Origin of the sequence: Burkholderia stagnalis (assembly GCF_902830275.1) — a bacterium.
GTDB classification, from domain to species: domain Bacteria; phylum Pseudomonadota; class Gammaproteobacteria; order Burkholderiales; family Burkholderiaceae; genus Burkholderia; species Burkholderia stagnalis.
This window is the reverse complement of sequence record NZ_CADESW010000024.1, coordinates 58,801-79,680: the sequence shown is the minus strand read 5'-3', so window position 1 is coordinate 79,680 and position 20,880 is coordinate 58,801. Positions and strand designations below refer to the sequence as shown.

General features: G+C 64.9%; 22 protein-coding genes. 15 read left to right on the top strand and 7 right to left on the bottom strand.

What is annotated here, in order from left to right; genetic code table 11:
* Positions 1–249 precede the first annotated feature (249 nt).
* Together HWY45_RS30675 and HWY45_RS30670 are read left to right on the top strand one after the other, a co-directional pair.
* Positions 250–1,635 carry an amino acid permease gene (locus tag HWY45_RS30675; protein WP_059880965.1) on the top strand — a complete coding sequence of 462 codons (1,386 nt, stop codon included), beginning with the start codon at positions 250–252 and terminating at the stop codon, positions 1,633–1,635.
* A 69-nt stretch (positions 1,636–1,704) separates the two neighbouring features.
* On the top strand, positions 1,705–2,907 hold the full coding sequence (locus HWY45_RS30670; protein ID WP_059880962.1) for an amino acid aminotransferase: 1,203 nt from the start codon (positions 1,705–1,707) through the stop codon (positions 2,905–2,907).
* Positions 2,908–3,031: 124 nt separating this feature from the next.
* On the opposite strand, the gene HWY45_RS30665 is transcribed toward HWY45_RS30670, so the two are convergent.
* Positions 3,032–3,370 carry a winged helix-turn-helix transcriptional regulator gene (locus HWY45_RS30665; protein ID WP_059989152.1) on the bottom strand — a complete coding sequence of 113 codons (339 nt, stop codon included), beginning with the start codon at positions 3,368–3,370 and terminating at the stop codon, positions 3,032–3,034.
* A gap of 90 nt (positions 3,371–3,460) precedes the next feature.
* Between HWY45_RS30665 and HWY45_RS30660 the strand changes: the two genes are divergently transcribed.
* The 3 genes from HWY45_RS30660 to HWY45_RS30650 all read left to right on the top strand — a co-directional run bounded on the left by HWY45_RS30660 (position 3,461) and on the right by HWY45_RS30650 (position 5,304).
* On the top strand, positions 3,461–3,790 hold the full coding sequence (locus tag HWY45_RS30660; protein WP_059880955.1) for a nuclear transport factor 2 family protein: 330 nt from the start codon (positions 3,461–3,463) through the stop codon (positions 3,788–3,790).
* Positions 3,787–4,566 (top strand): SDR family oxidoreductase, encoded by a 780-nt coding sequence (locus tag HWY45_RS30655; protein ID WP_059880952.1) that lies wholly within the window; start codon positions 3,787–3,789, stop codon positions 4,564–4,566. Before HWY45_RS30660 ends, HWY45_RS30655 begins: the two co-directional genes overlap by 4 nt.
* 339 nt (positions 4,567–4,905) lie before the next feature.
* A complete protein-coding gene (locus HWY45_RS30650; RefSeq protein WP_059880949.1) occupies positions 4,906–5,304 on the top strand; it encodes a DUF488 domain-containing protein in 399 nt (132 codons plus the stop codon).
* 25 nt (positions 5,305–5,329) lie between these two features.
* Here HWY45_RS30650 and HWY45_RS30645 read toward each other — a convergent pair whose 3' ends face one another.
* Entirely contained in the window at positions 5,330–5,770 is a 441-nt protein-coding gene (locus HWY45_RS30645) for a hypothetical protein (protein WP_059880946.1), read from the bottom strand.
* Positions 5,771–5,976: 206 nt separating this feature from the next.
* Here HWY45_RS30645 and HWY45_RS30640 point away from each other — a divergent pair, with 206 nt between their 5' ends.
* From HWY45_RS30640 to HWY45_RS30630, 3 genes are all read left to right on the top strand, one after another.
* Entirely contained in the window at positions 5,977–6,252 is a 276-nt protein-coding gene (locus HWY45_RS30640; RefSeq protein ID WP_059566712.1) for a DUF1488 family protein, read from the top strand.
* A gap of 41 nt (positions 6,253–6,293) precedes the next feature.
* Complete coding sequence (locus HWY45_RS30635) at positions 6,294–6,533, top strand: hypothetical protein (RefSeq protein WP_059880942.1); 240 nt, start codon at positions 6,294–6,296, stop codon at positions 6,531–6,533.
* A 187-nt stretch (positions 6,534–6,720) separates the two neighbouring features.
* Entirely contained in the window at positions 6,721–7,074 is a 354-nt protein-coding gene (locus tag HWY45_RS30630) for a hypothetical protein (protein WP_059807711.1), read from the top strand.
* A 38-nt stretch (positions 7,075–7,112) separates the two neighbouring features.
* On the opposite strand, the gene HWY45_RS30625 is transcribed toward HWY45_RS30630, so the two are convergent.
* The 3 genes from HWY45_RS30625 to lhpI form a co-directional block, all read right to left on the bottom strand.
* Complete coding sequence (locus HWY45_RS30625) at positions 7,113–7,901, bottom strand: helix-turn-helix domain-containing protein (protein ID WP_059566767.1); 789 nt, start codon at positions 7,899–7,901, stop codon at positions 7,113–7,115.
* Between the two features lie 17 nt (positions 7,902–7,918).
* Positions 7,919–8,326, bottom strand: a complete 408-nt coding sequence (locus HWY45_RS30620) for a response regulator transcription factor (protein ID WP_059566715.1) — start codon at positions 8,324–8,326, stop codon at positions 7,919–7,921.
* 133 nt (positions 8,327–8,459) lie between these two features.
* Positions 8,460–9,395, bottom strand: a complete 936-nt coding sequence (gene lhpI / locus HWY45_RS30615) for a bifunctional Delta(1)-pyrroline-2-carboxylate/Delta(1)-piperideine-2-carboxylate reductase (protein ID WP_059881024.1) — start codon at positions 9,393–9,395, stop codon at positions 8,460–8,462.
* A gap of 275 nt (positions 9,396–9,670) precedes the next feature.
* Here lhpI and HWY45_RS30610 point away from each other — a divergent pair, with 275 nt between their 5' ends.
* From HWY45_RS30610 to HWY45_RS30580, 7 genes are all read left to right on the top strand, one after another.
* Positions 9,671–10,408 (top strand): FadR/GntR family transcriptional regulator, encoded by a 738-nt coding sequence (locus tag HWY45_RS30610; protein ID WP_059880939.1) that lies wholly within the window; start codon positions 9,671–9,673, stop codon positions 10,406–10,408.
* Positions 10,409–10,530: 122 nt separating this feature from the next.
* On the top strand, positions 10,531–11,652 hold the full coding sequence (locus HWY45_RS30605) for a branched-chain amino acid ABC transporter substrate-binding protein (protein ID WP_059881022.1): 1,122 nt from the start codon (positions 10,531–10,533) through the stop codon (positions 11,650–11,652).
* 76 nt (positions 11,653–11,728) lie between these two features.
* Complete coding sequence (gene lhpH / locus HWY45_RS30600; RefSeq protein WP_059880936.1) at positions 11,729–12,736, top strand: trans-3-hydroxy-L-proline dehydratase; 1,008 nt, start codon at positions 11,729–11,731, stop codon at positions 12,734–12,736.
* Positions 12,737–12,996: 260 nt separating this feature from the next.
* Entirely contained in the window at positions 12,997–15,534 is a 2,538-nt protein-coding gene (locus HWY45_RS30595) for a penicillin-binding protein 1A (RefSeq protein WP_059881019.1), read from the top strand.
* A 77-nt stretch (positions 15,535–15,611) separates the two neighbouring features.
* Positions 15,612–16,472: a PilZ domain-containing protein gene (locus tag HWY45_RS30590; protein WP_059880933.1), complete on the top strand. Its 861-nt coding sequence runs from the start codon at positions 15,612–15,614 to the stop codon at positions 16,470–16,472.
* A 203-nt stretch (positions 16,473–16,675) separates the two neighbouring features.
* Complete coding sequence (locus tag HWY45_RS30585) at positions 16,676–17,005, top strand: DUF4148 domain-containing protein (RefSeq protein WP_059880931.1); 330 nt, start codon at positions 16,676–16,678, stop codon at positions 17,003–17,005.
* A gap of 257 nt (positions 17,006–17,262) precedes the next feature.
* Positions 17,263–18,030: a hypothetical protein gene (locus HWY45_RS30580; RefSeq protein WP_059880928.1), complete on the top strand. Its 768-nt coding sequence runs from the start codon at positions 17,263–17,265 to the stop codon at positions 18,028–18,030.
* Between the two features lie 427 nt (positions 18,031–18,457).
* Here the strand turns inward: HWY45_RS30580 and HWY45_RS30575 are convergent, their stop codons facing one another.
* The gene (locus HWY45_RS30575) at positions 18,458–19,225 is read right to left on the bottom strand and encodes a hypothetical protein (protein WP_150998681.1); all 768 of its coding nucleotides are present in this window, start codon (positions 19,223–19,225) and stop codon (positions 18,458–18,460) included.
* 554 nt (positions 19,226–19,779) lie between these two features.
* The gene (locus HWY45_RS30570; protein WP_150998684.1) at positions 19,780–20,562 is read right to left on the bottom strand and encodes a hypothetical protein; all 783 of its coding nucleotides are present in this window, start codon (positions 20,560–20,562) and stop codon (positions 19,780–19,782) included.
* Positions 20,563–20,880: the final 318 nt, after the last annotated feature.

Genomic DNA, 20,880 nt, shown 5'->3' with positions numbered 1-20,880 from the left:
ACGAAACCCGATTTCGCCGTCGCGACGCTAAACTGACGGCCGATTTTCGTGTGCGGCTGCAAATAGGGCAGCAGGCACGGCGATCGGCGGGCCGGTTGGGTGGGCCTGCCGAAGGCGGTCGGAGGCCGGCGCGAAGATTGCAGTCCCCAACTCGGCGGCCCCACGAACGGCCGTCGGCACAGCAAAACACAGCGCCCGGCACACCGAAGGCGCACCGCTTCCAGAGGAGGCGGAAAGAGTGGAGAAGACATGGTTTCTGGACATGAGAAGGACGGCCTGAAGCGCGGGCTGAAGAACCGCCACATCCAGCTGATCGCGCTCGGCGGCGCGCTCGGCACGGGGCTGTTCCTCGGCATCGCGCAGACGATCAAGATGGCGGGCCCGTCGGTGCTGCTCGGCTACGCGGTGGCCGGCGTCGTCGCGTTTTTCATCATGCGGCAGCTCGGCGAGATGGTGGTCGACGAGCCGGTCGCGGGCTCGTTCAGCTATTTCGCAGACAAATACCTCGGTCACTTCACCGGCTTCATTTCCGGCTGGAACTACTGGGTGCTGTACATCCTCGTCAGCATGGCCGAGCTGTCGGCGGTCGGGATCTACGTGCAGTACTGGTGGCCGGGCGTGCCGACCTGGGTGTCCGCGCTCGTGTTCTTCGTCGCGATCAACCTGATCAACCTGACGAGCGTCAAGTCGTACGGCGAGACGGAATTCTGGTTCTCGATCATCAAGGTGGCCGCGATCGTCGGCATGATCGGCTTCGGCGGCTGGCTGCTCCTGAGCGGCCATGCGGGCCCGGAGGCCAGCGTCGCGAACCTGTGGCAGCACGGCGGCTTCTTCCCGAACGGCGTGTCGGGCCTCGTGATGTCGATGGCGGCGATCATGTTCTCGTTCGGCGGGCTGGAGCTGGTCGGCATCACCGCGGCCGAGGCGGACGATCCGCAGCACAGCATCCCGCGCGCGACGAATCAGGTGATCTACCGCATTCTGATTTTCTACATCGGCGCGCTCGCCGTGCTGCTGTCGCTGTATCCGTGGCAGAAGGTCGTCACCGGCGGCAGCCCGTTCGTGCTGATCTTCCACGCGCTGAGCAGCGACCTCGTCGCGAACGTGCTGAACGTCGTCGTGCTGACGGCCGCGCTGTCGGTCTACAACAGCGGCGTGTACTGCAACAGCCGCATGCTGTTCGGCCTCGCGCAGCAGGGCAATGCGCCGAAGGCGCTGATGCGCGTGAACAAGCGCGGCATCCCGCTCGCGGCGCTCGGCGCGTCGGCGCTCGCGACCGGCGTGTGCGTGCTGGTCAACTACTTCATGCCGGGCAAGGCGTTCGAGGTGCTGATGGGGCTCGTCGTGTCGGCGCTGATCATCAACTGGGCGATGATCAGCCTGATTCACCTGAAGTTCCGTCAGGCCAAGCGCGCGGCGGGACAGGAGACGCGCTTCCGCAGTCTGGGCTATCCTTTCACGAATTACCTGTGCCTGGCGTTCATGGCCGCCATTCTCGTCGTGATGTACCTGACGCCGGACCTGCGGCTGTCGGTGTACCTGATCCCGGTGTGGCTCGCCGTGCTCGCGATCGGGTACCGTTTCCGCCAGAAGAACGCCCGGTACGAAGTGGGCAGCCGCGCGTCGGCGCGGTGACGCAGGCGGCGATGCCGGCCGTGTGCCCGGAGACAGCACGATTTTTCATCCAACCAGACCGATAAAGCCATGTTCGAACACATCGACGCGTATCCCGGCGATCCGATCCTGACGCTCAACGAGAACTTCCAGAAAGACCCGCGCGAGCAGAAAGTCAACTTGAGCATCGGCATCTATTTCGATGCCGAGGGCCGGATTCCCGTGATGGAAGCCGTGCGCGAAGCCGAGACGGCGCAGCAGCGCGACGTCGGCCCGAAGCCGTACCTGCCGATGGTCGGCATGGCGCCGTACCGCGACGCGGTGCAGGCGCTCGTGTTCGGCGCGGATCACCCGGCGCGCACGGCGGGCCGCATCGCGACCGTGCAGACGCTCGGCGGCTCCGGCGCGCTGAAGGTCGGCGCCGATTTCCTGAAGCGCTACTTCCCGGATGCGCAGGTGTGGCTCAGCGATCCGAGCTGGGAAAACCACCGCTTCATCTTCGAGCGCGCGGGCTTCACCGTGAACACGTACCCGTATTACGACGCGGCGACGGGCGGCCTGAAGTTCGACGCGATGCTCGCGGCGATCGACGCGCTGCCGGCGCGCAGTGTCGTGCTGCTGCATGCGTGCTGCCATAACCCGACCGGTGTCGACCTCGACGAAGGCCAGTGGCAGAAGCTGATCGACGTGATCGAGACGCGCGGGCTGCTGCCGTTCGTCGATATGGCGTATCAGGGCTTCGGCGCGGGCCTCGACGCGGACGCGTTCGCGGTGCGCGAACTGGCTCGTCGCGGGCTGCCGGCGTTGGTCGCGAATTCGTTCTCGAAGAACTTCTCGTTGTATGGGGAGCGGGTGGGTGGGTTGAGCGTGGTCTGCGAGGATGCGGCTGCGGCGGAGCGCGTGCTCGGGCAGTTGGCGGGCGCGGTGCGTTCGAATTACAGCAACCCGCCGATCCATGGCGCGAAGATCGTGGCTACCGTGCTTAATACGCCGGCGCTGCGCAAGCAGTGGGAAGAGGAACTGTCGGCGATGTGCCGGCGTATCGCGCGGATGCGTCAGTCGATTCATGACGGCCTGCGTGATCACGTCAGCGGCGAGGCGCTGACGCGGTATGTGAAGCAGCGGGGGATGTTTACGTATACGGGGCTGAGCGAATCGCAAGTCGACGCGCTGCGTGAGGTGCACGGCGTGTATATCCTGCGCTCGGGGCGGATGTGCGTCGCGGGGTTGAACGATTCGAATGTCGGGATCGTCGCCGATGCGATCGGGAAGGTGCTGAAAAGCGGGGTTTGAGTAGGCCTGCGCGATCTGGCAAGAAACCGGCTGCTCCCATCGTGGGGGCAGCCGTTGCTCGAAAAACCGATCCCGATTGACACCGCGAGTCATATCAGCCTCACGCACGCAAGCTCCGCGCGGTCTACGGAAAGTCTTCACGGCGCTCCGCCCATGCCAGGATCGCATCCAGTGCCGGGCACAACGCCTGACCCCAATCGGTCAGGCGGTAGTCCACCTTCGGCGGCACCTGGTGGTAGACCGTGCGCGTTACGAGGCCGTCCGCTTCGAGGCGGCGCAACTGCTGGGCAAGCATCTTCTGCGTGATGCCGGGGATCAGCCTCTCGAGGTCCGAAAAGCGCCTCACTTGCCCACCGAACAGGTGGAACAGGATCACCAGTTTCCAGCGGCCTTCCAGCAGCTTGAATGCAGCTTCGACGTCGATTGCGGCAGTCGCAGGGGTGGTGTTTTTTCGGTTAGCCAAGGGGTGCTTACTTCTTTGTGCGTTCTTGCGATGCGGTAACTGTAGCGCCATGATTGGGGCATGCAAACCTTCACGTTGAGGTGAACCCCGATGAACATGAAGCTGCCTCCGCCGCTGGATGCCTATCTGCTCGCGGAAACCGTCACCGACACCGCCCCTCTATCGGACTGCTTTACCGCCGATGCCGTCGTGCGGGACGAAGGCCGCACGATCAAGGGGCTGGAAGCCATCCAGGCCTGGAAGAAAGACAGCAAAACCAGGTACCAGTACAGCATTGAGCCGCTGGACGTATCGCAGGACGGCGCCACCGTGACGATGCGTGCACGGCTCACGGGCACCTTCCCGGGTAGCCCGGTCGAGCTGACCTATACGTTCGTCCTGGCCGGCGACAGGATTGCGTCGCTGGAGATTCGCCCATGAGCTCCGCACCCGAACTTCTGGGGCTTCGGGCGCTCGTGACGGGCGGAACCAAAGGCGTCGGCAAAGCCGTTGTCGCACGCCTTTGCGAGGCAGGTGCGAACGTCCTGACGACCGCGCGTTCCCGTCCCGATGAGCTTGCCGAAGAACGGTTCATCGGGGCGGACATTACGACGGCCGAGGGCTGTAAAGCCATTGTCGACGCCGTGCTCGAGCGATTGGGTGGCATTGATATAGTCGTGCACGTCGTGGGCGGCTCATCTGCACCGGCCGGTGGCTTCAGCGTGCTAGATGACGATGAATGGAACAAGGCATTGAGCCTGAACCTATTCCCGGCAGTGCGCATCGATCGCGCGCTGCTGCCCTCGATGGTCGAGCAGCGTTCGGGCGTCATCATCCATGTCACGTCGATCCAGCGGCAATTGCCGTTGCCGGAGGCGACGATTGCCTATGCCGCCGCCAAGGCTGCCCTGTCAAACTACAGCAAAGCCTTGTCCAAGGAGGTCAGTCCGAAGGGCGTTCGCGTCGTGCGTGTCTCCCCGGGCTGGGTCGAGACCGATGCCGCTGCAGGTCTCGTTGCCGAGATCGCCCGACAAGGCGGTATCGACACGGAAGGCGCCCGCAAGATCATCATGGATTCGCTCGGTGGCATTCCTCTCGGCCGACCATGCTCGCCTCGGGAGGTTGCGGAGCTCATTGGCTTCCTCGTCTCCGCGCGGGCCAGCGCAATCACCGGCACTGAATACGTCATCGACGGAGGAACTGTTCCGACTGCGTGATCTGAGCCACTCGCCCGGCCGCGCCGTGCCGAACCGGTTTGCCAACAGACTGGCAGTCACGACCAAGCCTCTTCCGCGAGACAGGGTTTCTGTTCGCGACGCCGCAACGGTCGACGATCCGAAGGGGACAGCATCATTGACGACCGTTTCTTCTTGGTCCGGGAGCGGGCGGTCGTAAATCTTCTTTGAGCGACTCAGACTGGCCGAACCCCGACGGTCATAAGCCTCGATGAACATTGTTGTGCGGCACGTGATCCCGCCCCGAACACCTGTCGCTCCCATGCGCACAGCGGTACGATGCGCGCATGGCAATCCTGGAATCGAAGGCACAGAACAAGCATGACCATCCGAATCGTCCAACTGGGATCCCCGCGCGCATCCGGCGAAGGCGTGCGAATCGGCACGGTGCGGCGCCCGCCGCGCGGCGTGCCGAAGGCCGAGTTCGCGTCACGCGACTATTACGACGTCTGGCTGCCGACGTTGTCACCGACGCCTGAACTCGTCACCCAGGCGCAGGCCGCCGAGACCGACGCCGACTGGCGCGCATTCGCCCGCAAATTCCGCGCAGAGATGAATCACGGCGATGCGGCGAAGGTGCTCGACGTGCTGGCCGCGTTGTCGGCGACTTCGCACTTCTCGATCGGCTGTTATTGCGAGAACGAACAGCGCTGCCACCGCAGCATCCTGCGCGAGCTTCTCGCCGAGCGCGGCGCAGCGATCGAGCCGGACGCGCGCTGAAGCGCGTGGGGCAGGCGGGCCACACTCACAGCGACTCACCGCGCGCCGCCCACGGCGGCAACTCTGCCCACCCAAGCGGCCCATACACCGTCCCGCCCGCCGACTCCACCGTCTCGACGAATTCCCGCAGCGTCGCGCCACCCATCACGCGCAACGTATTGCCGTCGAGAAAATTCTCACTGCGCAGCCACGGCGCCGCGCTGCGATTAATCTGCTCGACGCTGCACGCGCATGCGTGGCGACCCGCTTCGGGCGGCAGCAGCAGCGGCGCGTCGAACGCGACCTTCAGCACCTGCGTGCGGGAATCGCTGTACGGCGGCTGCGCCGCGTCCTGATACGGCACCTCCGCCCAGCGCTCGCCGCATTGCTCGTCGAGCGGCAGGCACGTGAAGTACGCCCATGGCGCACGCACGAAACACAGCCGGTAGAGGTCGCGCGCGCCGTCCAGATTCGCAATCAATCCCATCTCGCGTCCCGTGCGGTTCAACGGCTCCGCTGCAATGATCCCGGCTCCCGGCCCGAGCATGCCGACCTACACTTCCTTTGACAGCCACGCGGCCGCGGCGTTGAGCGCCGCCGCCGCGGGCGACTCGCTTGACGTGGGTCAAGCGCGCGGCGGCCCGCGCCTCTATGCTCACGTCATGGACACGTCGAAACGGTGACGGGCTGGCGATGCAGATTCATTTCCCGCCAGATCCGCCGGAGTATTGCGGGCGGGATCTGGTCGTCGCGTTTTCCGCGATCGTCGATGGCGATTGCGTGCAGTGCGCCATCACGGCCGAGGCGCTGGAGGATCATTTCGGCGCGGCGTCGCTGCTCGAGCGCGACCTGATCGGCGCGTTCGACGCGCATCGCACGGCGATCGAGCGCGAGGCGCGCAGGATGCTCGAGGAGATCGGCGGGCGGCCGGTGCTGCTGCACAGCGGGCATTTCCGGTCCGCCGGATGAGGCGGCAGGCAGGACGCGGCCGGATGGCTGCAGGAGGAGGCATGGCACTGTCGGGCAATATCCGGGAACACGACTGGACCGTCGAGGTCGAGACGCGGCCGGACGACGCGGGCGGGTTCCGCTGCCGGGTGCGCGTCGAGCACGGCGAAGGCGCCGGCCGGTTCCACCATGAATTCGAGCACGGGCAGGCGTATCCGACCGAGCGCGAGGCGGTGCTGGCGGGCCTGCGGGCCGGCATGACGTGGATCGAGCTGAAGCGCTCGCAGGTGTTCAGCGTGTAGGAACGGAACGAATGCCGCACGCGGGGGCGTGCGGGGAACGCGCGGCAGGATCAGCGCACGATGCCGGTCGGACTGCGGCCGGCGAGCACAAGCCACGCAGTCGCAGATGAATCTTTGCCGCGCCGCAGCAATGCGGCCGGCGCATACAAGGTGGTCGGCACGAGGCGGCGCCGTCAGGAGAAACAATATGGGCGTGAGCATGCAGATCGCCTACTTCGGATTCGCGGGTTCGGCCGCGTTGGAAGCGGAAGCGGGCGCGCAACTGGTGCGCCTCGACCGGTTCCGATCGCTGATCAGCGGCTGCCACCTGGCGATCGAGGCGCGCCCGGGCGGCGCGGGGCCGCGCGCATACGACGTGCGGCTCGACCTGATTACCCATGGCAACGAGTTGCGGCCGATTCCGCACTGCGTCGGCGAGGACGCGAGCGAGGCGGTGCGCACGGCGTTCGCGCAAGCCGAACGCGCGCTGCTCGCATGGCAGGTCGGGCAGGGGGCGGGAAAGCCCGGCGCGCTCGCGCAGGGCTCGCATGGGGTGCGCTGAGCGGCGCGCGCGGGGGCCGGCGGGCGGGCCCGGCCGCGTCAGACGCGCGCGAGCGCCTCGGCGTCGATGATGCGCACGCGCTTGCCGTGCGTCTCGACGAGCGCGTCGCGATGGAAGCGGGAGAACATCCGGCTGACGGTCTCGAGCTTCATCCCGAGATAGCAGCCGATTTCCTCGCGCGTCATCCGCAAATTGAACTCGGACGCCGAATAGCCGCGCGCCTGGAAGCGCGACGACAGGTTCAGCAGGAAATGCGCGACGCGCTGTTCGGCGGACATCGTGCCGAGCAGCAGCATCTGGCTCGATTCGCGGACGATCTCGCTGCTCAGCATCTGGTACAGGAAATGCTGCATCGGCTTCATTTCGCGACAGGCCGCCTCGAGCTGGCCGAACGGGATGATGCACACGACGCTGTCCTCGAGCGCGATCGCGTCGCAGCAGTGCTGGCCGCCGCCGATGCCGTCCATGCCGAGCGTCTCGCCGGCGATCTGGAAGCCGGTCACTTGCTCGCGGCCGTCGCGATGCACCATCACCGTCTTGAACGACCCCGCGCGCACCGCGTAGATGCTCTGGAACGGATCGTCGGTGCGGAACAGCGCGTCGCCCTGGCGCACGTGGCGGGTCGTGCAGATGATCGCGTCGAGCCGGCCGTATTCGGCCGCGGTCAGGTGCGGCGGCAGGCACAGGGATCGCATCGCGCAGACCGAGCAGCGCGCGGAGGGATGTTTCGGGGCGTCGGCGCGGGCGATCGCGTGGAGCGTCACGGGCCGCGGCGCGACGGGCGCGAAGGGCTCGGCGGCGGCTGCGCTAACGGATGCTGGGGACATGATGCACTCCGGCACGTTCAGGAAGGGTGCGCGTGACGCGAGCGCACCAGCGATTCGATCACGTGGCATGCAGCGTCGAATTCGGCGGTCTTGTCGAAGAAGTAGTCCGCCCCGGCCGTCGCGCATGCCTCTCTGAATGCCGGCGCCGAATGGTTCGTCAGCACGATGGTGACGACGCGCGGCGCGGCCTTCGACAGCATCCCGATCAGGTCGAGGCCACTGCCGTCCGCGAGCCGCAAGTCGACGATCACGACATCCGCCTGGCACCGGCGGATGTGCGACCACGCGCCGTGCCCGTCTTCCGCTTCGCCGACGACGTCGACGCCGCGGATCGCGCCGACGAGCAGCGCGATCCGGCGCCGCACGGCAGCGGCATGATCGACGAGAAATACCCTGAGTGCGGCGGGTGACAGGCTGGCATTCATGTAAACCAGTATCCTGTTGCGCCGCCCAAATTGAAATCGGCCGAATTGGAAGTTTGCGTAGGCCGGTTCGTCGCGGTGTAGGGTTTTTCCTACACCGCGCGACGTCGTGCGCCGCCGCGCGGCGGCGGCTGGGTCACCCGTTTGCGCGTGCGGCGAGCGCGTCGCGCGCGGTGCGGCACGCGGCGAGATCCCACGCGGCGCAGCCGACGCTCTTGAACAGCAGCGGCCCGCGGCGCTCGAACGTGCCGCGCAGCACGTCGGCGAGCGACGCGACGTCGCGCCAGTCGACCTGCGCGAGGATCAGGTCGCCCGCCTCGTGGCGCGCGCCGGCCGGATCGTCGACCACGAGCCGGCTGTTGCGCACGGTGCCCGCGTCGATTTCCGCCGCATCGGCCGTGAACGCGCCGACGCCCACCACCAGCCGGCCTTCGCGCGCGGGTTCGCGGTAGACGGGCGCGCGGCTCGTCGTCAGCGTGACGACGACGTCGATCGCGTCGGGAATCCGTTCGTCGTCGAGCGGCGCAAGCTGCGGCGCATGCGCGCGATGGGCTGCGCAGAATTCGGCGGCGCTCGCGGCGGTGGTGCCGCGCACGTGCAGCCGCGCGCCGGGGAAGACCGCCGCGAACGCTTCCGCATGATTGGCCGCCTGCTTGCCGGTGCCGATCAGCAGGATCTCGCGCGGCGCGTCGCCGTGCAGCGCCTGGATGCCGAGCGCGGTGATCGCGGCGGTGCGCCGACCGGTGACGGTCGGGCCGTCGAGCACGAAGCGCATTTCGCCCGTCACCGCGTCGCACGCGATCACCTGCCCGAGGATCGTCGGCAGCCCGCGCGCACCGTTGCCGGGGCACACGTTCACCAGCTTGTGGATCGCGAGATCGTGCGCGCTCGACGGCATCGACAGCATCACGCCGCCCGCCTGCAGCGGCACGACGAGCCGCTCGGGGCTGACGATGCCGCCGGCCGCGTATTCGACGACGGTTTGCCGGAGCGTGGCGAGCAGCGCCGGATAGTCGAGCAGTGCGGCCGTCGCGGCCGCATCGAAAACGGGAGTCTGGGTAAGGGTGGTCATCGTGTGCGTCGTTTCGTCGGTGAGCATGGAAGGTGGATGCGTCGCGCGCCCGCTACGGGGACTGTCGAATAGTGCGACACAGCCAGTCTGGATCAAATTTATACCAATTGGCGGCGGCACGGCAACCCACAAAATCATGCAATTCGGTGATTTTGGTTCTAATATCAGTCCAAACGGGCCGCTGCGGTACGCAAACCGGCCAGCCGGCCGCGCCGCTCCGGTATAGTGCGAACCCATTCCGATCCACGCCCCCACGATCCGGCAGGAGCATCACGATGTCGTCCGCGCGTCTCGAATCAGTCGAAAGCGGTTTCAGGCCGCTGCAAATCTACGAGCAGGTGGCGGAGCGGGTCCGCGAGGAGATCCGCGCGGGCCGCTATGCGCCCGATTCCCGCCTGCCGTCGGAGCGCGAACTCGCGGCGCTGTTCCAGGTCGGCCGCCCGGCCGTGCGCGAGGCGCTGGGCGCGCTGCAGAACGAGGGGCTGGTGTTCACGAAGCGCAACTCGGGCACCTACGTGGTGTCGGCCCCGCTCGACGTGCTGACGCAGCGCGGCCACGCGCCCGACACGGCCGAGGCCGATTTCAGCCCGACCTCGACGCTCGACGTGCGGCTCATTCTGGAGCCTGCGATCGCACGCCGCGCGGCCGAGCACGGCCGGCCGGACCCGATCGCCGAAGGCTATCTGTCGCAGATGGAGACGATCACCGACATCGACGATCCGCACCAGCGCGCGCTGTGGAACGAGAGCGACCGGCTGTTCCACCGCCAGCTCGCGCTGATGACGGGCGATGCGCTGATCGTGAAGATCGCCGACGAGGTCGCGAAGACGATGGACCAGCCGCTGTGGAAGCGCCTGAAGGACGACGGGATCTACGACGCGGGCCGGATCCGGCTCTACGTGTCCGAGCACCGGCTGATCTACGAGGCGATCGTCTCCGGCGACGCCGACGCGGCCGCGTTCTACGTCGAACAGCATATCCGCCGTGTGCGGCGCGACATCGCGCCGAAGTGATCGGCCGGTGCTCGCTCTGGTCTGATTTTTGACCAGAATGCGGAAATCTATTTTGAAAGTGCTTGCGCAGTGACCACTTGTGTTCTACATTGGTTTGACAAAAACCAATCTGGAGACACATGATGCGTCAACTCTTCACCGTGCTCGCCGTGGCCGCCGCCACCGGCGCGCTGGCTTCCGCGCACGCGCAGGAAGTCGTCACGATCGGCCATTCGGCGCCGCTGACCGGCCCGCAGGCCGCGAACGGCAAGGACAACGAGAACGGCGTCCGGCTCGCGGTCGACGAGCTCAACAAGCAGGGCCTGAAGGTCGCCGGCAAGACCGTCACGTTCAAACTGGTTTCCGAGGACGACCAGGCCGACCCGAAAGCCGGCGTGCAGGTCGCGCAGAACCTCGTCGACAAGGGCGTCGTGGCGGTGCTCGGGCCGTACAACTCCGGCGTCGCGATTCCCGCGTCGCGCGTGTACAGCACCGCGGGCGTGCCGATCCTGCCGGTCGCGTCGAACCCGGCGCTGACGAAGCAGGGCTTCAAGAACATCTTCCGGATCGGCGCGAGCGACGAGCAGCTCGGCGGCACGATGGCCGTGTTCGCCGCGAAGACGCTCCACGCGAAGACCGCCGCGATCATCGACGATCGCACCGCATACGGCCAGGGCGTGGCCGAGCAGTTCGCGAACGTCGCGAAGGCGAACGGCATCAAGATCGTCGACCAGGAATTCACGAATTCGTCGGCCACCGATTTCCTCGGCATTCTCACCAAGATCAAGGCCGCCAACCCCGACGTGATCTTCTTCGGCGGCTACGCGGCGCAGGGCGCGCCGATGGCCAAGCAGATGAAGCAGCGCGGCCTGCGCGCGAAGCTGCTCGGCGGCGACGGCATCTGCTCGGCCGACATGGGCAAGGTGGCGGGCGAGGCCGCGTCGATCGTCTATTGCGCGCAGGGCGGCGTCGCGCTCGAGAAGACGCCCGCCGGGCGCGAGTTCCTGAAGAAGTATCACGACACCTATCACATCGACACGCAGGTGTACGGCGTGAACTACTACGACGGCGTGAAGCTGCTCGCCGACGCGATGGTCAAGGCCGGCACGACGACCGACAAGGCGAAGCTCACCGCGCAGCTCGCGAAATCGAACTACAAGGGCGTCGCGGGCACCTATTCGTTCGATGCGAACGGCGACCTGAAGGGTGCGCCGACCACCGTCTACGTGATCCGCAACGGCCTGCCGGCGCCTTACGGCGATTGACCGGCACGGCCCCGCCGGCCCGTTTGGGCGCGCGTCCCACGACGCGCGCCATCGAATTCCCCTCCCTGAATCCACGATGAAACTGACCCGATCCCTGTCCACCGTCGAAGTCCACACCGGCGGCGAAGCGTTCCGCATCGTCACGAGCGGGCTGCCGCGCCTGCCGGGCGACACGATCGTCCAGCGCCGCGCCTGGCTGAAGGAGCACGCCGACGAAATCCGCCGCGCGCTGATGTTCGAGCCGCGCGGCCACGCCGACATGTACGGCGGCTACCTGACCGAGCCGGTGTCGCCGCAGGCCGATTTCGGCGTGATCTTCCTGCACAACGAGGGCTACAGCGACCACTGCGGGCACGGCGTGATCGCGCTCGCGACCGCCGCGGTCGAGCTCGGCTGGGTGCAGCGCACCGCGCCGGAAACGCGGGTCGGCATCGACGCGCCGTGCGGCTTCATCGAGGCGTTCGTCAAGTGGGACGGCGAGCATGCGGGGCCGGTGCGCTTCGTCAACGTGCCGTCGTTCATCTGGCGGCGCGACGTGTCGGTCGAGACGCCGTCGTTCGGCACCGTGACGGGCGACATCGCGTACGGCGGCGCATTCTATTTCTATGTCGACGGCGCGCCGTTCGACCTGCCGGTGCGCGAAGCGGCGGTCGAGCAGCTGATCCGCTTCGGCGCGGAAGTGAAGGCGGCGGCGAATGCCGCGTACCCGGTCGTGCATCCCGAGATTCCGGAGATCAACCACATCTACGGCACGATCATCGCGAACGCGCCGCGCCATCCGGGCTCGACGCAGGCGAACTGCTGCGTGTTCGCCGACCGCGAGGTCGACCGCTCGCCCACCGGCTCCGGCACCGGCGGCCGGGTCGCGCAGCTTTACCAGCGCGGATTGCTCGCGGCCGGCGACACGCTCGTCAACGAATCGATCGTCGGCACGATCTTCAAGGGGCGGGTGCTGCGCGAGACGACGGTCGGCGGCCTGCCGGCCGTGATTCCGGAGGTGGAGGGCCGCGCGTACATCTGCGGCTTCGCGAACTGGATCATCGACGAGCGCGATCCGCAAACCTACGGTTTCCTCGTGCGCTGAGCGCAGCGGCGCCGAAAGCGGCCCGCGACCCTGCCGTGCGTTCGCCTGACGGACAGCCCGTTCGACAGCCGATCACACGTTGAACCGCTTGCAGTACCAGGCTTGGCGCGCGTTCCCGGCTCCCGGGCGCGCGCCTTTTTTGCACGCATCGCCGGCGCGTGCACCGGGGGCGCCGGGGGCCAACCCGCCGGAAGGCCGCGCAAGTTTTGGTACGATGCTGCCTTTCCAGCAGATCCCCCATCCGCGTGAATCGCCGAAACGTGTCGTCAGTGCGTGACCTCTGTGCCAAGTGGATCGCGCGCGCCCAACCCGTCGCGGCCGCCGCCGCCGCGCCGGTCAAGCGTCTTCTCGCCGTCGCATGGTTCCGCCTGCGTCATCCGACGCGCCGCGGCGTCGTGCTTGCCGTCGCCGCCGTGCCGGCGCTGTTCCTGTTGTACGTGCTCGCGCTTGTCCCGTTCACGCCGGGCATCGGCGACATCCGCAAGGCGCGCGTCGACCAGCCCGCGCAGGTGCTGTCGGCCGACGGCAAGCTGCTCGCGGAATTCAAGCCGTCGAACCGCGAATGGGTTGCGCTCAAGCAGATCTCGCCGCACATGATCGACGCACTGATCGCGACCGAGGATCACCGCTTCTACGAACATCACGGCCTCGACTGGCGGCGCACGGCGGGGGCTGCGCTGCATACGTTCTCGGGCAGCCGGCAGGGCGGCTCGACGATCACGCAGCAGCTCGCGCGCAACCTGTACCCGGACGAGATCGGCCGCGCGCCGACGCTCACGCGCAAGCTGAAGGAGGCGATCACCGCGCTGAAGATCGAGGCGGTCTACAGCAAGCCGCAGATCCTCGAGACCTACCTGAACACGGTGCCGTTCCTGTACAACGCGTACGGCGTCGAGATGGCCGCGCGCACTTATTTCGACAAGTCGGCCGACGAGCTCGACGTGCTCGACAGCGCGACGCTGGTCGGGATGCTGAAGGGCAACAGCTACTACAACCCGGTGCTGAACCCCGAGCGCGCGCTGCAGCGGCGCAATACGGTGCTCGGCCAGATGGTGAAGTACGGCAAGCTCACGCCGGCCCAGTTCGAACAGCTCAAGCGCCGGCCGCTGCGGGTCGACTTCGAGCGCCAGAAGGAGCCGCCGGGCCCCGCGCCGCATTTCGCGCAGCAGTTGCGCAAGTGGCTGATCGCGTGGGCCGACCGCAACGACTACAACATCTACTCCGATGGCCTGATCGTGCGCACGACGATCGACGCGCGCCTGCAGGCGATGGCGACGCAGGCGCTGAAGCAGCAGGCGAACGCGCTGCAGGGCATCGCGAACGGCGCATGGAGCGGCCGCGACGGCTGCGGGACCGACAACGAAGTGTTCCGCATGTTCATGCGCGAGGCGCCGGAATACAAGGCGATGCAGGACGCCGGCAAGGGCGACGCCGCCGCGATGAAGGCGCTCGCCGCCGACCGCGGCTTCATGCGCGCGCTGTGCAAGACGAAGACCGACGTGCAGGCGGGCTTTCTGGCGATCGACCCGCGCAACGGGCAGATCCGCGCGTGGGTCGGCAGCCGCGATTTCACGAGCGAGCCGTTCGACCACGTCGTGCAGGCGCGCCGCCAGCCGGGTTCGACGTTCAAGCCGTTCGTCTACGGCGCGGCTTTCGCGAGCGGGATGACGCCCGACGACACGTTCATCGACCAGCAGGTGGAGATTGCGCTGAAGGGCGGCGAGATCTGGCGGCCGAACGACGACGCGCCACCGACCGGCAAGCCGATGACGCTGCGCGACGCGATCGCGCTGTCGCGCAACCGGATCACCGCGCAGGTGATGGACAAGCTCGGGCCGGCCAAGGTCGCGCGGCTTGCGTATTCGATGGGCGTGCGCGACAGCACGCTCGAACGCGTGCCGTCGCTCGCGCTCGGCACGAGCCCGGTCACGCTGAAGGAAATGGTGGCGTCGTACGCGACGATCGCCAACGGCGGTCTGTACGTCGAACCGCAGATGGTCACGCGCATCGAGACCCGCGACGGCGAGGTGCTCGCCGAGTTCGCGCCGGCGCCGCCCGAGCGCGCGCTCGACGCCGAGGTCGACAAGACGCTCGTCGACGTGATGCGCGACGTCGTCGATCGCGGTACGGGCACGAGCATCCGCACGCGCTTCGGGATTCGCGGCGACGTCGCGGGCAAGACCGGCACCACGCAGGACAACGCGGACGGCTGGTTCATCCTGATGCAGCCGAACCTCGTCGCGGGCGCGTGGGTCGGCTTCGACGACGGCCGCGTGACGCTGCGCAGCGATTACTGGGGACAGGGCGCGCACAGCGCGCTGCCGATCGTCGGCGACGTGTTCCAGCGGGCGCTGCGGGCGCGGCTGATCGACGGCAAGGCGAAGTTCGACACCGAGCCGTCGCCGGGCTGGTTCGCGTCGATGCAGGAACGGGTGACCGGCCTGTTCGGCAGCTGGTTCAAGACCGAGACGAAAACGCCGCCCACGGCGAAGATCCGGCGTGCGCCGGAGCCGGAGGAAGAGGAGGCGAGCGCCGCGTCGGCGGCGTCCGCGCCGGAAGCCGCGTCGGGCGGCGTCGTCGAGGAATGGGTGCCGGCGTCCGAGGTGGCCGCATCGGCGGCGGCGTTGGGGGCGAGCGCGGGCAGCGCGCCGCAGCCGCCGTCGAACGGTGCGGGCAATGCGACACCGCCCGCCGGCTCGCCGCCTGTCGCAACCCCGTCGCCCGCCGCGCCTGCGTCGCCGCCCGCGCCGGAGCCGGCCGACACGCAACCGCCGACCGGCGCCAGCAGCGTGTACTGATCCGCGCGTTCAGGTTTTGCGCGGGGCTGCCGTAATACCGCCAATACGACAGCCCCGCGGCCGCGCCGCGTTCCCTGATGCGCAATTTCTACGATTACGTCGCGCTCGAGCGCGACGATTTCGCGGCCGGCACGCCGGTCGGCTTCGATGTCTACGACATCGGCGGCGCAGCGCTGCTGCCGGCCGGCACCACGTTGCACGACCACGCGCAGCATGCATTCCTGTTCGACCATTTCCGCCCCGCGCGGCGCGGCGAAGTCGCCCGGCAGGCGCCGCCGGACGGCGTGCCCGCGGTCGCGGGCATGGGGCTGTCGATCGGCCGGGTGGTCGGCATCCGCCGGCGGGTCGGCGAAACGCGGACGATGCAGCGTTGCCGGGTGATCGGCCACGGCGCGTCGCAGTCGCTGTTCGTCGAGCCGCGCCACGGGGCGGTGCTGGCGTTCGCGCGCGGCGACGACGTCGAGGTGATCGCGATCGGGCGCGCCGCGGTGTTTCGCTTCGCGGCGACCGTCGACGTGCTGCAGGCCGCGCCGTCGCCGTACATGATCCTGTCGCCGCCCGGCTTCGTCGAGCGGCTGCGCGCCCGCTCGGAGCCGCGCGTGCCGGCGCGGCTCGCCGCCCGCTGCAGCAGCGGGCAGGACGGCGTCGGCAGCTTCGGCATCGTTCACGACATCAGCGTGAGCGGGCTGTCGATCGCCGCGACCGAGACGATCGCGCCGGCGGGCGAGCCGTTGCGCATCCGGCTGCCTTACGAGGTCGGCGGCAGCGTCGCACTGCTGGCGCTGGACGGCACGGTGCGCCACACACACGCGGACCCGGCCGCGCCGGCGCTCGTGTTGCATCACGTCGCTTATGGCGACATGGAAGCGGCCGATGTGCTGCGTTTGAAGGCGTTGCTGTTTGACAGGCTAATGGCGTCGGAGGGCGGGGCGGGCTGAGCGTGGCTGGCGGGATTCTGTATGTCAATGCGGCTAATCATCTGATGAATGTGGAAAATTCCCGTCGATTGTCCGATTCCAGTCAACAGTGAATTCGCGATTTAAGTATTTACCCTGATAGTCGAGCCTCCTAGACTTCTACTCATGCGCACCGAACCCAGAGTCCGATGCGTTTGAAAAAACAATCTCGGAGGTTCTGAATCATGAAATCGCTGATCAACGCAGTTGCACTGGCCGTCATCGTGGCCGCCCCGGTCGCTTCGTTCGCCCAATCGAACCAGCAGCCGCTGACCCGCGCGCAAGTGCGCGCCGAACTGGCCCAGCTCGAAAAGGCCGGCTACAACCCGAACGACTGGATCAACTACCCGGAAAACATCCAGGCCGCGCAGGCCAAGATCGCCGCCGCGCAGAACACCGGCGCGCAGGCTGATACGACGGGTTATGGCGCGAATGCCGCCGCCGTGTCGCAAGCGGGCCAGCGGGTGGTTGTGCCGGCTGCGGGGGATGCGTCGGAGATTTATCGGGGTCATTGAGCGTCGGATGCCGGCGGCCGTTCAGGGCTGCCGGATCGCCAAGCCAGAAGGGAAAAAGCCTGCACTCATGTCGAGTGCAGGCTTTTTTGTTTTTCGTGAATTTCGGTGGTTGGCGCTTGCCGACCCCGAGCTGCCCTTCAGATTTCCTGAAAACGGCCGTTCATGATGCACAGAGCACCGCAACGGAAGTGAGAGAAGGTATCATCGCAACGGACAAACCACATGCTCGTCAGCACTTTAACAACATATAAAGAAATATGAGCGAAAACTATATGGATTGGGAGTTTGCCATCGACGGGAACCCCCACGAACTGCGTGATCTTTCCGAGTCGCTCGGAACCGCATATTTTCGCGTTGGTGGTGGCATCGACCATTATCTGGATTGTCGCAACGATGATTTCAGAATGACAACGTTATATGCGCAGGATGAAACTGACTCGCACACGATTTGGCAAGTGGGGTATGAGCTCGTTGGTCTTTTCAACGGTGCAAGTGCACTTTTTTCTTACAACATCCGGAGGGTGTCTATTAACTCGTTGCTGTACAAAGGCTCTTCTGCAGGGGTCAAGTGGGAACCGATGGAAAGTTCAGCAGCCCTACTTGGGCCACCTCCATTCCCGCAGCAGCGAATTGACGAGGAACGGGAGCATGGCAGAAGGCTTTCGGCCACGTTCTCCCTGATACATCTCGCAACGGAAAACCAAGACGTTTACTTCATCCTCAAATATCTGAATATGGAAGCCGGCTGGGTTACATATTACAAGCTTATGGAGGCGGTGGAGCAGTTTGCGGCAGCGAAATCCATTGACTTAGGCACCGATGACAAAACCCGGAAGGCTTTCACCAACACCGCTAACAACTTTTCGTTATCAGGTTTCGACTCTCGCCACGGCTTCAAGCAGATTGTAAAGCAGAATAAAACCGCGTCAATGACTCTTGAAGAGGCTCACGCGTTCGTCACGTCGATTGTAAAAACGTTTCTCAAGAAAGCTTACTCCAGTGCATTTGCTGCCGCCAACACCTAGTAATCCTCTCCTGCGGACGGTGCGCGAGGTGGACCATACGTGCGCCGTCCGTGTCTGGAGGCACGGCGGATGGATATTTTAGCCTCACCGAACGGGCGCGTGGGTATTTAATGGGCCCTCGGGAAAACGGTCCTCGAATGACCGCAACTGGCCGAACCCGGGAGCTCGAAGTTGGTCGACAGTCGCGCTCCGGCACCGGCCGCCGAACTACCGCTATCGACCCGGAGCGGACTCTCAGAAATGCCAAAACCCGCCACTCGAGTGGTCGAAAGCCCGCACGCATTTGGCCGATTGGAAAAGCGGGAGATGTCTCGCCTGTTTGTACTCTCACGGCAGACGTCGTGCGAGCCAGCGCCTTTTCAACTGCGTTTGACTTTGGGTCGCTAACTCGCCTGCACCTTACAGGTGCCAACCCGCGTGAGATTCGCTATCTCAGATCATCGGTGTCGCTTGGTGCACGGACATCGAATCCATTCACGGTCGATCGGGTAATGTTAGGTTGATTGATCAGAGCGTAGAAATTCTGAACCTGCGCTTGCACTTCGAAGTGCACGCTACGTGCGGGCTCTGATTTGGGCGGTTCATGGCGTTCTACATGCTGCTGCATAAGGTGATGGGTGCGAAGTCTTGTTTCCTCTGCCTGCGCGGCGTTGACCTCTGCATGCCGAAGCGCATCTGCGGCGAGCGCGTGGTTGAGCTCTGCCTGACTGCGAGCTTGCTCGGTCTGCGCAGCGTTCATGTATGCCTGCTGCTTCGCGACCTCCGCCTGCGCATGGTTGAGGTCTATCTGCGATTGCTTGACGCGCAAGTCGAGGTAGTGGTCGCAGACCCATACTCCGCCCGCGATTATTCCAGCAAGCGCGACGAGAGGCGCCATAAATACAGGGATGACGAATTCAAGATCCCAGTTCTCCCATTTCAGCTTCCCCGATTCCCCCACTCCAGCGAATCGACATTTGATAGATTGACCAGTTTCGACGCGTTCAATACAAAGTGGTGGCGCTATTGGGCTGGCTGCGAAAGGGCGGCGGAGGTACCAAGGAAAGTTGAGTTCGTCGAATTGCGAGCGTGTCAGCGACTGGTACAGCTCATCTAAAGTCGTGAGGATTTGGCCATACTGCCTCGCCGGCAAATAGTCGTATGCAAGATAAAGTTCGAATGGCGCGAGTGTGGTCTCAGTTGTGGGTTCTGCCATGGTCGTTCGTCGATAGAGAGCTGCAATCGGAAAGTGGGTTTGGAGGCTTTTGACGTCTGGGCAGCCGATCGCGCGATCCCGTGCGACACGACTCCGAACTCAGTGTAACGGAATCGAATGTGGGACTGTGGCGCTATGGAAATAGCGTCAGGCGCTGCTGTGCCGGAGCACTAGACCGACCTCGGGAATGAGACAGCGCCACCGACTTCGGCGGTACATTCAGCGCTTTGCTCATCATGGTTTTCTGTTAGGCACTGTCGCTATTGTTGCGCGCCCGACTCGGACAGTCGGCCTCGGAGGACCCTGCGCTTCTCCGTCTTGTTGGTAGCGTGGAGGTACGCCTTATTGGCGTAACTGGTCAAACGCCTAAATGTGACTTGTTGACGAGCTTCACTCATCGACCGACCGCCTGTGGCCGGCAACTGCCGTGGTGACCGGCGAAAGCCGACCCGTTGCAGTCGCCCGGAGCAACCGGAAGAGGTCATCTGCGGCTCGTTTTCACACCGGTTCACAGACTAGTCGAAAACGGGTGCGATGCAAGCTGCCCGCATTGGTCAAGATTTTTTCTTTCCAGCTGAAGTCCTTTTGGCTTGTATAGACTTAAGTGCATCCTTGATGTGAGGCTGATTACACAGCTCGTTGTATCTAGTCGCGCGAAAAGCTTCTCCCGCAGGTCCGTTGTGACGCGCAGACAAATATCCTGTTAAGAATCCCAACTGATCATAAAATTCTGCGATTTCCCTTGCGATACGCTCTAACGAACCTAGTTCATAAACAAACTGTTTTTCCCGCAGATCAAATATGTTTTGATTCGCCTTATGGGCCGCATTAAACGCAAGGAGGTCCGACTGCGACACCCAGATAATATGATCCGGAATGTTCACAGATACACCGAAACATCCATGAGCGAGGTCATTTCGCTCTTTCTCAAGAGATGCCTTTCGAAGTATGTAAGCCTGGAACAACAGGAGATCATTTCCATTCAACACCACCTCGGCAGCGGCGCCAAGCGCATCAGACTGCGTGCGACTATTCCGCAATGAACCGAAGACGGCTGCAACTTGAGGGATATTGGCTCCCATCAGTTCTGCGAGTAGTCGGGTAACTTGAACTTCGACGTCAGCCCAGGACGTTATGATTCGCCCCACAAGCGCCGCCGCTTTCGGACGGTCCTCGATATAGCCGACCCCCATAGTGACTTTTGCGTCCGGGTACGATCTAGTGAGCGGTTTCCTTGGTGAATTTGAGACCGCTTCTCTTTCCGGATATGTTGAAGGAAAAGACTCTTCAGATTTTACGATTTGCAGGTCACTAGGAGAATAAAGGCCATCGTGCATGCATCGTCTGCACGGAACACTGAGATCCCCATCGCCTGCGAATGTAATTGGCCGTGTCCCGTTGGACATGTCGTCAAGAACGTAAATGAGTTCGTGACAACCTTTACACTTAAGAACTACATACCATTGACCCTTCACTACTGGGTCTCTTCTGTAGAGACGGTAGGGCATGACTCGAATCCTTGGGAGCTTCAAAAGGTTTTCTACGGCAATAGGGCATCGGCGTCTGCGGCATATCCTACTACCGACCTTAATTTCGTCGTCCGTGGCTAGTGATTGTCGACGATTTTGGTGAACACGTCGACCGACCGTTCATGG

Excerpts from the sequence above, each read along its gene's own strand:
- HWY45_RS30675 (WP_059880965.1), top strand. The coding sequence starts at position 250 with ATGGTTTCTGGACATGAGAAGGACGGCCTGAAGCGCGGGCTGAAGAAC.
- HWY45_RS30670 (WP_059880962.1), top strand. The coding sequence starts at position 1,705 with ATGTTCGAACACATCGACGCGTATCCCGGCGATCCGATCCTGACGCTC.
- HWY45_RS30660 (WP_059880955.1), top strand. The coding sequence starts at position 3,461 with ATGAACATGAAGCTGCCTCCGCCGCTGGATGCCTATCTGCTCGCGGAA.
- HWY45_RS30655 (WP_059880952.1), top strand. The coding sequence starts at position 3,787 with ATGAGCTCCGCACCCGAACTTCTGGGGCTTCGGGCGCTCGTGACGGGC.
- HWY45_RS30650 (WP_059880949.1), top strand. The coding sequence starts at position 4,906 with ATGACCATCCGAATCGTCCAACTGGGATCCCCGCGCGCATCCGGCGAA.
- HWY45_RS30645 (WP_059880946.1), bottom strand. The coding sequence starts at position 5,770 with ATGGGATTGATTGCGAATCTGGACGGCGCGCGCGACCTCTACCGGCTG.
- HWY45_RS30640 (WP_059566712.1), top strand. The coding sequence starts at position 5,977 with ATGCAGATTCATTTCCCGCCAGATCCGCCGGAGTATTGCGGGCGGGAT.
- HWY45_RS30635 (WP_059880942.1), top strand. The coding sequence starts at position 6,294 with ATGGCACTGTCGGGCAATATCCGGGAACACGACTGGACCGTCGAGGTC.
- HWY45_RS30630 (WP_059807711.1), top strand. The coding sequence starts at position 6,721 with ATGGGCGTGAGCATGCAGATCGCCTACTTCGGATTCGCGGGTTCGGCC.
- HWY45_RS30625 (WP_059566767.1), bottom strand. The coding sequence starts at position 7,901 with ATGTCCCCAGCATCCGTTAGCGCAGCCGCCGCCGAGCCCTTCGCGCCC.
- HWY45_RS30620 (WP_059566715.1), bottom strand. The coding sequence starts at position 8,326 with ATGAATGCCAGCCTGTCACCCGCCGCACTCAGGGTATTTCTCGTCGAT.
- lhpI (WP_059881024.1), bottom strand. The coding sequence starts at position 9,395 with ATGACCACCCTTACCCAGACTCCCGTTTTCGATGCGGCCGCGACGGCC.
- HWY45_RS30610 (WP_059880939.1), top strand. The coding sequence starts at position 9,671 with ATGTCGTCCGCGCGTCTCGAATCAGTCGAAAGCGGTTTCAGGCCGCTG.
- HWY45_RS30605 (WP_059881022.1), top strand. The coding sequence starts at position 10,531 with ATGCGTCAACTCTTCACCGTGCTCGCCGTGGCCGCCGCCACCGGCGCG.
- lhpH (WP_059880936.1), top strand. The coding sequence starts at position 11,729 with ATGAAACTGACCCGATCCCTGTCCACCGTCGAAGTCCACACCGGCGGC.
- HWY45_RS30590 (WP_059880933.1), top strand. The coding sequence starts at position 15,612 with ATGCGCAATTTCTACGATTACGTCGCGCTCGAGCGCGACGATTTCGCG.
- HWY45_RS30585 (WP_059880931.1), top strand. The coding sequence starts at position 16,676 with ATGAAATCGCTGATCAACGCAGTTGCACTGGCCGTCATCGTGGCCGCC.
- HWY45_RS30580 (WP_059880928.1), top strand. The coding sequence starts at position 17,263 with ATGAGCGAAAACTATATGGATTGGGAGTTTGCCATCGACGGGAACCCC.
- HWY45_RS30575 (WP_150998681.1), bottom strand. The coding sequence starts at position 19,225 with ATGGCAGAACCCACAACTGAGACCACACTCGCGCCATTCGAACTTTAT.
- HWY45_RS30570 (WP_150998684.1), bottom strand. The coding sequence starts at position 20,562 with ATGCACGATGGCCTTTATTCTCCTAGTGACCTGCAAATCGTAAAATCT.